The organism is Pseudomonas sp. FSL W5-0299 (assembly GCF_005930655.1).
GTDB lineage: Bacteria > Pseudomonadota > Gammaproteobacteria > Pseudomonadales > Pseudomonadaceae > Aquipseudomonas > Aquipseudomonas mandelii.
The window spans coordinates 35,290-44,430 of record NZ_RXHX01000002.1; the positions used below are offsets into that span (position 1 = coordinate 35,290).

Annotated in this window: 10 protein-coding genes; 8 read left to right on the forward strand and 2 right to left on the reverse strand. The window is 59.4% G+C overall.

Annotation, left to right across the window (positions count from 1 at the left end):
• The first annotated feature begins 11 nt into the window (after positions 1 to 11).
• Both cysW and FHL16_RS03790 read left to right on the forward strand, forming a co-directional pair.
• On the forward strand, positions 12 to 881 hold the full coding sequence (gene cysW / locus FHL16_RS03785; RefSeq protein WP_010464848.1) for a sulfate ABC transporter permease subunit CysW: 870 nt from the start codon (positions 12 to 14) through the stop codon (positions 879 to 881).
• A gap of 3 nt (positions 882 to 884) precedes the next feature.
• Positions 885 to 1,874: a sulfate/molybdate ABC transporter ATP-binding protein gene (locus FHL16_RS03790; protein ID WP_010464846.1), complete on the forward strand. Its 990-nt coding sequence runs from the start codon at positions 885 to 887 to the stop codon at positions 1,872 to 1,874.
• A gap of 92 nt (positions 1,875 to 1,966) precedes the next feature.
• Here the strand turns inward: FHL16_RS03790 and FHL16_RS03795 are convergent, their stop codons facing one another.
• On the reverse strand, positions 1,967 to 2,485 hold the full coding sequence (locus tag FHL16_RS03795) for an Mpo1 family 2-hydroxy fatty acid dioxygenase (protein WP_010464844.1): 519 nt from the start codon (positions 2,483 to 2,485) through the stop codon (positions 1,967 to 1,969).
• Positions 2,486 to 2,569: 84 nt separating this feature from the next.
• On the opposite strand from FHL16_RS03795, the gene FHL16_RS03800 reads away from it, so the two are divergent.
• Positions 2,570 to 3,256, forward strand: a complete 687-nt coding sequence (locus FHL16_RS03800; protein ID WP_077747479.1) for a Crp/Fnr family transcriptional regulator — start codon at positions 2,570 to 2,572, stop codon at positions 3,254 to 3,256.
• Between the two features lie 70 nt (positions 3,257 to 3,326).
• Positions 3,327 to 3,692: a response regulator gene (locus FHL16_RS03805; RefSeq protein WP_077747480.1), complete on the forward strand. Its 366-nt coding sequence runs from the start codon at positions 3,327 to 3,329 to the stop codon at positions 3,690 to 3,692.
• 164 nt (positions 3,693 to 3,856) lie between these two features.
• Here the strand turns inward: FHL16_RS03805 and FHL16_RS03810 are convergent, their stop codons facing one another.
• Positions 3,857 to 4,861, reverse strand: a complete 1,005-nt coding sequence (locus tag FHL16_RS03810) for an AraC family transcriptional regulator (protein ID WP_010464838.1) — start codon at positions 4,859 to 4,861, stop codon at positions 3,857 to 3,859.
• Between the two features lie 100 nt (positions 4,862 to 4,961).
• Here FHL16_RS03810 and FHL16_RS03815 point away from each other — a divergent pair, with 100 nt between their 5' ends.
• From FHL16_RS03815 to FHL16_RS03830, 4 genes are all read left to right on the forward strand, one after another.
• On the forward strand, positions 4,962 to 6,035 hold the full coding sequence (locus FHL16_RS03815; protein ID WP_077747481.1) for a fatty acid desaturase: 1,074 nt from the start codon (positions 4,962 to 4,964) through the stop codon (positions 6,033 to 6,035).
• A gap of 384 nt (positions 6,036 to 6,419) precedes the next feature.
• Positions 6,420 to 7,001 (forward strand): alpha/beta hydrolase, encoded by a 582-nt coding sequence (locus tag FHL16_RS03820; RefSeq protein ID WP_010464834.1) that lies wholly within the window; start codon positions 6,420 to 6,422, stop codon positions 6,999 to 7,001.
• Between the two features lie 59 nt (positions 7,002 to 7,060).
• Complete coding sequence (locus FHL16_RS03825; protein WP_077747482.1) at positions 7,061 to 7,993, forward strand: sigma 54-interacting transcriptional regulator; 933 nt, start codon at positions 7,061 to 7,063, stop codon at positions 7,991 to 7,993.
• Between the two features lie 174 nt (positions 7,994 to 8,167).
• Positions 8,168 to 8,950 carry a MetQ/NlpA family ABC transporter substrate-binding protein gene (locus FHL16_RS03830; protein WP_010464830.1) on the forward strand — a complete coding sequence of 261 codons (783 nt, stop codon included), beginning with the start codon at positions 8,168 to 8,170 and terminating at the stop codon, positions 8,948 to 8,950.
• Positions 8,951 to 9,141: the final 191 nt, after the last annotated feature.

The window sequence follows — 9,141 nt, forward strand, 5'->3', positions numbered from 1 at the left end:
GAGGCGCAGAAATGTCCCAATCGTCTATTGCTGCTGCTTCCTCGAACGCTGCCCGTCGTGGCAGCGCTTCGTCGCGGCGAATCCTCATCGGCCTTGGCTGGCTGGTGTTCGTCCTGTTCCTGTTGCTGCCGCTGGTGATCGTGGTGTCTCAGGGCCTGAAGCTCGGAATTGGTGCGTTCTTCACCGCGATCTTCGAACCCGACGCGCTGTCGGCCCTGAAACTCACGGTGATCGCCGTGCTGATATCAGTGCCGCTGAACCTGGTGTTCGGTGTCAGCGCTGCATGGTGCGTGAGCAAATACTCGTTCCGTGGCAAAAGTATGCTGGTCACGCTGATCGACCTGCCGTTCTCTGTATCGCCGGTTATCGCCGGTCTGGTCTACGTGCTGATGTTTGGCGCCCAGGGCCTGTTCGGGCCGTGGTTGCAGGATCACGACATCCAGATCGTCTTCGCCTTGCCGGGCATCGTGCTGGCGACGATTTTCGTCACCGTGCCGTTCGTGGCGCGTGAACTGATCCCGCTGATGCAGGAACAAGGCACCCAGGAAGAAGAGGCTGCGCGCTTGCTCGGGGCCAATGGCTGGCAGATGTTCTGGCACGTCACCGTTCCCAATATCAAATGGGGCCTGATCTACGGCGTGGTGTTGTGTACCGCGCGGGCCATGGGTGAATTCGGTGCGGTGTCGGTGGTTTCCGGGCACATTCGCGGGGTGACCAACACCCTGCCGCTGCACGTCGAGATCCTCTACAACGAATACAACCACGTGGCCGCGTTCGCTGTGGCGAGCCTGTTGCTGATCCTGGCGCTCTGCATCCTGCTGCTCAAGCAGTGGAGCGAAAACCGTATTAACCGCCTGCGCGCCAGCGCCGCGGAGGAATAAGTCATGTCGATCGAAGTGCGTAACGTCAGCAAGAATTTCAATGCGTTCAAGGCGCTGGACAACATCAGCCTGGACATCCAAAGCGGCGAACTCGTGGCCCTGCTCGGCCCTTCGGGTTGCGGCAAGACCACGCTGCTGCGGATCATCGCCGGCCTGGAAACCCCGGATCAGGGCAACATTGTGTTCCACGGTGAAGACGTCTCCGGCCACGACGTGCGTGATCGCAATGTCGGCTTCGTGTTCCAGCACTACGCGCTGTTCCGTCACATGACGGTGTTCGACAACGTCGCGTTCGGCCTGCGCATGAAACCGAAAAACCAGCGCCCAAGCGAAAGCCAGATCGCGGTGAAGGTTCATGAACTGCTGAACATGGTGCAACTGGATTGGCTGTCGGATCGCTACCCGGAGCAACTCTCCGGCGGGCAGCGTCAGCGTATCGCGTTGGCCCGTGCCTTGGCGGTGGAGCCGAAAGTCCTGCTCCTCGATGAACCGTTCGGGGCGCTCGACGCCAAGGTCCGCAAGGAGCTGCGTCGCTGGCTCGCACGGCTGCACGAAGACATCAACCTGACCTCGGTGTTCGTGACCCACGACCAGGAAGAGGCCATGGAAGTCGCCGACCGTATCGTGGTGATGAACAAAGGCGTGATCGAACAGATCGGCTCACCGGGCGACGTCTACGAAAACCCGGCCAGCGATTTCGTTTATCACTTCCTCGGTGATTCGAACCGCCTGCATCTGGGCGAAGACAACCATGTGCTGTTCCGCCCGCATGAAGTGTCGCTGTCGCGGCATGAGCTGGAAGACCATCACGCGGCGCAAGTGCGGGATATCCGTCCGCTGGGCGCGACCACTCGGGTGACGTTGAAGGTCGAAGGCCAGAGCGAGTTGATCGAAGCTGAAGTGGTGAAGGATCACGACAGCCTGATCGACCTGGCGAAGGGCGATACGCTGTTCTTCAAGCCCAAGGTCTGGCAGAAACTCGCCAACATCTAAGGCAAAAGCTTCGCGGGCAAGCCTCGCTCCTACAGGGGATCTATGGCGTACATAGATCCCCTTTAGGAGCGAGGCTTGCCCGCGAAAGCAATCTACGCAGCAGCGCGCTTCGGATTGACCCGCACCCCACCCACCCGCGCCTCGATCTGCTCTTTCAAATCCCGCCGCATCCCTAGCAAAAACGCCAGTTCAACCACCACAAACAGTGGCCCGACAATCAACCCCGTCACATCATCGACAAACGCCGGTTTGCGTCCTTCATAGTGATGACCGACAAACTGAATCGCCCAGCCCACCACAAACATCCCGATCCCGCTCGAGAGCCACACCAGCGTACTTTGCTGCGCGAGAACCTGACCCGCCCAGACGCACAGCCCCAGCAGCACCGTCATCAACACCCCGAGGCGTACCTCCAGGCGCAGGTAAAACCACGCCGAGGCCAGTGCCAGCAGCACCGCCGGCGACACCCAGCCTCCAACCCATTGCGGCCGCGACAGCAGCACCGCCACCGCCACCACAATCAGCGGAATCCCGATAAAGTGGCTGGCGATATTGCGCGGGTCACGGTGGTAAGCGGCGTATTGACTGAGATGGTCAACGAGGCTTTTCATTGTTATTCCTCCTGTAGGGTGATTGATCATGCCTCGGGTTCACCTTTCGCTCTGTCAGGCAGGCGACAATCTCCAGGAGTTTTCATGAGCATGCAGGTTTGGCGTTCGCGCCTGGAGTCGGGGCAGTGGTTCAGTCATTTACCGGTTCCCTTACAGGATAGTCTGCTGGCTGCGGCCCGGGTGCGACGGTTGTCGACCGGGCAGCTGTTGTTCAAACGCGGTGATCCGCCGTGCGGGTTGTATGCGGTGATCGAAGGCGCGGTACGCATCGGCGCGGTCAGCGAGCAGGGCAAGGAAGCGCTGCTGAGCCTGGTGGAGTCGCCCCATTGGTTCGGCGAAATCTGCCTGTTCGACGGCCAGCCACGCACCCACGATGCGTTCGGCGTGGGCCAGTGCACCCTGTTGCACATCCCGCAGGCGGCATTGCTGGCGTTGCTCGACGAACAGCCGGTGTATTGGCGGCAGCTGGCATTGCTGATGAGCCACAAACTGCGCCTGACCTTCATCAACCTCGAACAGCTGAGCCTGATGCCCGCCCCGGCACGCCTGGCTCACCGCCTGCTGATGATCGCTGAGGGCTACGGCGAATACGATCCGCCGCGCCGCGTGCTGCAACTGCCGCAGGAGCAACTGGCGTCAATGCTGTCGCTGTCGCGCCAGACCACCAACCAGATCCTCAAGGACTTGCAGGGGCAGGGCATTCTGAATTTGAAGTATGGCGAGATCGAAATCCTCAACGCCGAGGGCTTGCGGGCATTGGCGATTTTCTGAAACTCAGCGTTTTTGATGGGCTTTGCCCGCGAACGCGCCTAGCCTGTGATGACGACAATCGAGGTGTGCCATGCGTGTGCTGCTAGTAGAAGACGAATCGGAGATCGCCAAACGCCTGGCCAACGGCCTGAACGAGGCGAGTTATTCAGTCGATGTGGCGCTCAACGGTATGGACGGGCGTCGCTTTATCGAGTCCGGCGAATACGATCTGATCATCCTCGACGTGATGCTGCCGGGGCTCAACGGCTGGCAGTTGCTGCAACAGATCCGCAAGCTCGGCGACACGCCGGTGCTGTTGCTGACCACCAAGGACGGCATCGAAGATCGCCTGCGTGGGTTGGAGCTGCATGAAGATGATTACCTGCTCAAGCCGTTTGCCGTGAGCGAACTGGTGACGCGGGTGCGCAAGTTGTTGCGGCGGGATCGGGGGCGTTAGGGCGTTAGGGCGTTACTGCGGTGTCTGGCCTGGCCCCTTCGCGGGCAAGACTTGCTCCTACAGGTTTTTCGATTTGCCGCGATATTGTGGTCCATATGGAACCACTGTAGGAGCGAGGCTTGCCCGCGAAGAGGCCGGTTCTGGCAAACCATCTTTCCGATGTTTCACCGCAACCCATCCCGAAACTGCCCCGGTGTCATCCCGGTCCAGCGCTTGAACGCGCGGCTGAAGCTGCTGGTATCGGCGAACCCCAGCATATAACTGACTTCACTCAACGAGCATTGCGGGTCACGCAGGTGCAGCAGCGCAAGGTTTTCGCGGCTTTCATTGAGCAACGCGTCGAATCGACAACCTTCGTCCGCCAGATGCCGTTGCAGGCTGCGCAAGCTCAGGTGCAGGGCCTTGGCGATGTGTTCGGCGCTCGGTTCGCCTTCGGGCAATTGTTCTTCAATGGCATCGCGGACCTTGCGTTCCCATGTCAGCGGCTTGAGTTGCGCCAAAGTACGCTTGAGCACCGCTTCGTTGTGTTCGGCCAGTTCCGGGTTGGCATCGTCCAGGTGACTGTCGAAGTCCACGAGGGCAAACTCCAGTCGGTCCTCGTCGGCGGCGAAGTGCACCGGCGAACGAAAGACTTTGTGCCATTGATGCGGGTCGGCCGGTTCCGGGCGGCGCAGATACACCGCCAGCGGGGCATATTCGCGGCCCAGGCGATTGCGGCAGGTGCGCACGTAAATCGCGGCAAACGCGTCGATGGCCTCCAGCGCCGGTGCGGGATTGCCTTGCGGAATTTTCAGACGGAAGCGGTAGCGATCTTCAGCGCGGGTCAGTTCCAGTTCCAGCGCATCGCTGACCACCTGGTGATAACGCACGATGCGCTCGAACACTTCGCGCAGACTGCCGCTGGCCACCAGCGCATAACCGAGCGCATGGAACGTGGTCGGGCTGACAAAGCGCGACACCCGCAAGCCAATCGCCGGGTCGCCGCTGACCTGCACCGCGATTTCCCACAGGCGCGTGGTGCCCGACAACGGGTAACGGGCGTTCGGGTCGTCCATCAACTGCGGGTCGAGCCCCGCCTGCTGGCACAGAGCGGTGCTGTCGAGGCCCAGCGCATCGAGTTGCTTGCGCAGGGCGCGGGTCCAGCTGGCGAGGGAGGTCGGTTCAGTCATGCTGATTGGCGCTTCCGGTCAACAGGTTGGCGTTCACGGCTACCACGGTGTGAGGGTTCACAAGGCAGGATGCGAACATCAATAACCAGAGGATGGAAGCATGGACGGTACTTCTGCAAGTCCCCAGCGACTGAATGCAGCCCAACGATCAGCGCATATTCGCGAAGTGGTGCTGGCCAGAGGGGTCGAACTGCGCAAACGCTACCCGATTCTCAACCATCAGGACGCCTTGGGCGCGGGCATTCTGGCCTTCGCGCTGGCCGGAATGATCGGTTCAGCGGCGCTCTACCTGACCGGGCACCTGGCCTGGTGGGCGTGCCTGTTGCTCAACGCGTTTTTCGCCTCGTTGACTCACGAGCTGGAACACGACCTGATTCATAGCATGTACTTCCGCAAGCAGCGCGTGCTGCACAACCTGATGATGGGCCTGGTGTGGCTGGCGCGCCCGAGCACGATCAATCCATGGATTCGCCGGCATCTGCACCTCAATCACCACAAGGTGTCCGGTACGGAAGCCGACATGGAAGAGCGCGCGATCACCAACGGCGAGCCCTGGGGAATCGCGCGGCTTTTGATGGTCGGCGACAACGTGATGTCGGCGTTCATTCGCATGCTGCGCGCCAAGACCTGGGCGCATAAATTCAGCATCATCAAACGCACGTTGAAGGTCTACGCGCCGCTGGCGCTGGTGCATTGGGGCGCCTGGTACATGTTCCTCGGTTTCCATGCGGCGAATGGCATTGCCTACCTGATGGGGTCACCCATCGAATGGTCGGCGACCACGCTGTCGGTGATGACGGTCATCGACATCGCGGCGGTGGTGATCATCGGCCCGAACGTGTTGCGCACGTTTTGCCTGCATTTTGTCAGCTCCAACATGCATTACTACGGGGATGTGGAGCCGGGGAATGTGATTCAGCAAACCCAAGTGCTGAACCCTTGGTGGATGTGGCCGATGCAAGCGTTCTGCTTCAACTTCGGCAGTAGCCACGGGATTCATCACTTCGTGGTGAAGGAACCGTTTTACATCCGCCAGATGACCGTGCCGGTAGCGCATAAGGTAATGCGCGAGATGGGCGTGCGGTTCAATGATTTCGGGACGTTTGGGCGGGCGAACCGGTTTGTGCGCGAGGAAACAGCAGAGGCGCAGGAGGTGCGTGCCGCTCAGGCTTGATCGATGCTCTCGGAAACTCAACACGGCAAAAGCGCCCGTCATCAATCTGACCCAAAGGGGCGGTACGTTATGACCCAAACAGGATGACTTGGTAGTTGCTGTATCGCGATCCACTTATGCGTTTCGAATCTATTAAAGTAATTAAATATTCCTTTATTGGATAAGTATTTAAGTTAATCATCGCATCCAGTGATGTTGATTAGCGCTGGCAGATTTTGAGTTTCCGGGGCCGTCTCCTTGGCAGGGTGCGGTCCCTTTTTTTGTCTTTTCAAAACCACCGCATATTCCTTATAGGTCTTAATAAATAGCTTCTTATTCCTTAACGAACATAGCTCTCCTCCCTATACTCGACCGGGAACAGACACGCAGCAGGAGAGCTCCCCCATGCGCAACGAATCAATTCGCTACCTGATTGTGCCGGGCTGGCAAGGATCGCCGGAAGATCATTGGCAAAGTCACTGGCAGAACAGCCTGCCCAATAGCGCTCGGGTGGAGCAGGCCGACTGGCTGACGCCGCGTCGTGAAGACTGGGTTGCCGCGCTGGCAGAAGCGATTGCTGCCGACAGCACGCCGGTGATCTTGATTGCGCACAGTCTGGGTTGCATTACGGTCGCCCATTGGGCGGCCACGGCATCGCTGCATTTTTTGCGACAGGTTCGCGGTGCCTTGCTGGTCGCGCCGGCGGACGTTGAACGTCCGGCATGTGCTCCGGCCTTGCGCAACTTCGCACCGATTCCCACAACCCTTTTGCCCTTCCCGAGCCAGGTCGTCAGCTCCGACAACGACAGCGCCGTGAGTGCACCGCGAGCCCTGGAGCTGGCTCGCAACTGGGGCGCCGAGGCGGGGATTCTGCCGGGTGCCGGACACATCAACGTGAAGTCCGGTCACCAGCGCTGGGAGCAGGGATTTGCCTATCTCTACCGCCTGCAAAATCGAATGGAACACCACGCCCTGCGACGTGCTTGAACCTTTTTCTTTTTTAGAACGCCAACCCGTCTCCCGGCGGTTTAGGGCGGGAGTCTGCCATGAGTTTCGAAGCCTTCGGTCAGCCACTGCTGACCTTTCCCGACGCAGAAAAAAGTCCCCTGAGTATTCGCGCCAAGGCGCTGGTGTTTGTCGATCCACGTTCCCGGCAGTTGCGCCAGGAGCTGGAACAACTGGCGCCGCGCTCGGTCTCGGTGTTGATCCGTGGTGAAACCGGCAGCGGCAAGGAATTGCTTGCGCGGCACATCCATCGTGCCAGTGATCGCGGCGGGTTATTCGTCTCGGTCAACTGCGGCGCCATCAGCCCGACCTATGCTGACGCCGAACTGTTCGGCTATGCCGCCGGCAGTTACAGCGGATCGGCCAGCAGCCGCGCGGGGTGGTTCGGTTCGGCCAATGGCGGCACGCTCTACCTGGATGAGATCGGCGACTTGCCGCTGCCGATCCAGATCAAATTGCTCGCCGCCCTGGAAAACCACGAAGTCACCCGCGTTGGCGCTCAGCAACCGAGCCCGGTGGACGTGCGCCTGGTGGCGGCCACCAGTATCGATCTGGCTCAGGCGGTGGCGGCCGGGAAATTCCATGAGCGGCTTTATCACTACCTCAGCGAAGGTCAACTCGAACTGCCGGCATTGCGTGACAGGGTCGGGGATATTTTGTCACTGTCAGAATATTTCCTCGGCATCTACAGTCAGCGCCTCGACCTGCCGGTGCCGCTGATCAGTGAGGCCGCGCAGTTGGTGCTGGAGCGGCACAGTTGGCCGGGCAATACCCGGGAGCTGGAGAATGTCATTCACTTTGCGCTGCTGGTCAGTACCGGCGACGAGATTTTGCCGGAGCATTTGAATTTGCCTGAAGTGCCTGTGTCGTTGGTGCAGATTGAGCAGCAGATCGCGCAAGTGAGCAAAAACGGCACGGCTGACGAGCGTTCGGCGCTAAAGGATCTGCTCGAAAGCTTTAGCCGAATGCTTTAACCCGTGTGGGTTAGAGCTGTATGAACAAAATGGAATATGAGAGTGAATAAAAGATATTGTTCGGGAATAAAAAATCCCGGTATTGTCCGTTTCACGCCAGCGATAGCACTTCACTGGCACACGTACTATTTAGCCGTCGTCACTGACGACCGTGATTTTCGATAAGGACACTGCATGAAAAAGGTTCTGTTGTTCACCGCACTGGCGGCTGCCCTGACCGCGGGCCTGGCCCAGGCTGGCGAGAAACTGGTGGTGGCGGCGACCCCGGTTCCACACGCCGAGATTCTGGAACTGATCAAGCCAACCCTCGCCAAAGAAGGCGTGGACCTGGAAATCAAAGTGTTCACCGACTACGTTCAGCCGAACGTACAGGTCGATCAGAAGCGTCTGGACGCCAACTACTTCCAGACCCTGCCGTACCTGAAAAGCTTCAACGAAGGCAAAGGCACTAATCTGGTAACCGTGATCGGCGTGCACGTCGAACCATTCGGCGGCTACTCGAAGAAAGTCAAAACCCTGGCTGAGCTGAAAGACGGCGCGACCATCGCCATCCCGAACGAAGGCAGCAACAGCGGCCGTGCCCTGATCCTGCTGCAGAAGGCTGGCCTGATCGAGTTGAAAGACCCGAAAAACGCTCTGGCTACGCCGAAAGACATCGCCAAGAACCCGCACAACTTCAAGTTCAAGGAACTGGAATCGGCCATGCTGCCGCGTGTGCTGGATCAGGTCGACCTGGACATGATCAACACCAACTACGCGCTGGAAGCAGGTCTGAACCCGGCTAAAGATGCGCTGGTGATCGAAGGTGCCGATTCGCCTTACGTGAACTTCCTGGTGGCTCGTCCGGACAACAAGGACAGCGTTGCCATCCAGAAACTGGCCAAAGCCCTGACCAGCCCGGAAGTGAAAGCATTCATCGAGAAGAAGTACAGCGGCGCGGTACTGCCGGCGTTCTGATTCTCGAGGTAAACCCCTTCAAGGTTTCGAACGCCGACGGCTGGTAAAGCGTCGGCGTTTTTTTTGCCTGCGAGAAACCTGTGGCGAGGGAGCTTGCTCCCGCTGGGTTGCGACCCTAAATCCTGCACATGCGCTTCTTCAGGCACACCGTTTCGACTGATTTTGCGACTGCTGCGCAGTCGAGCGGGACG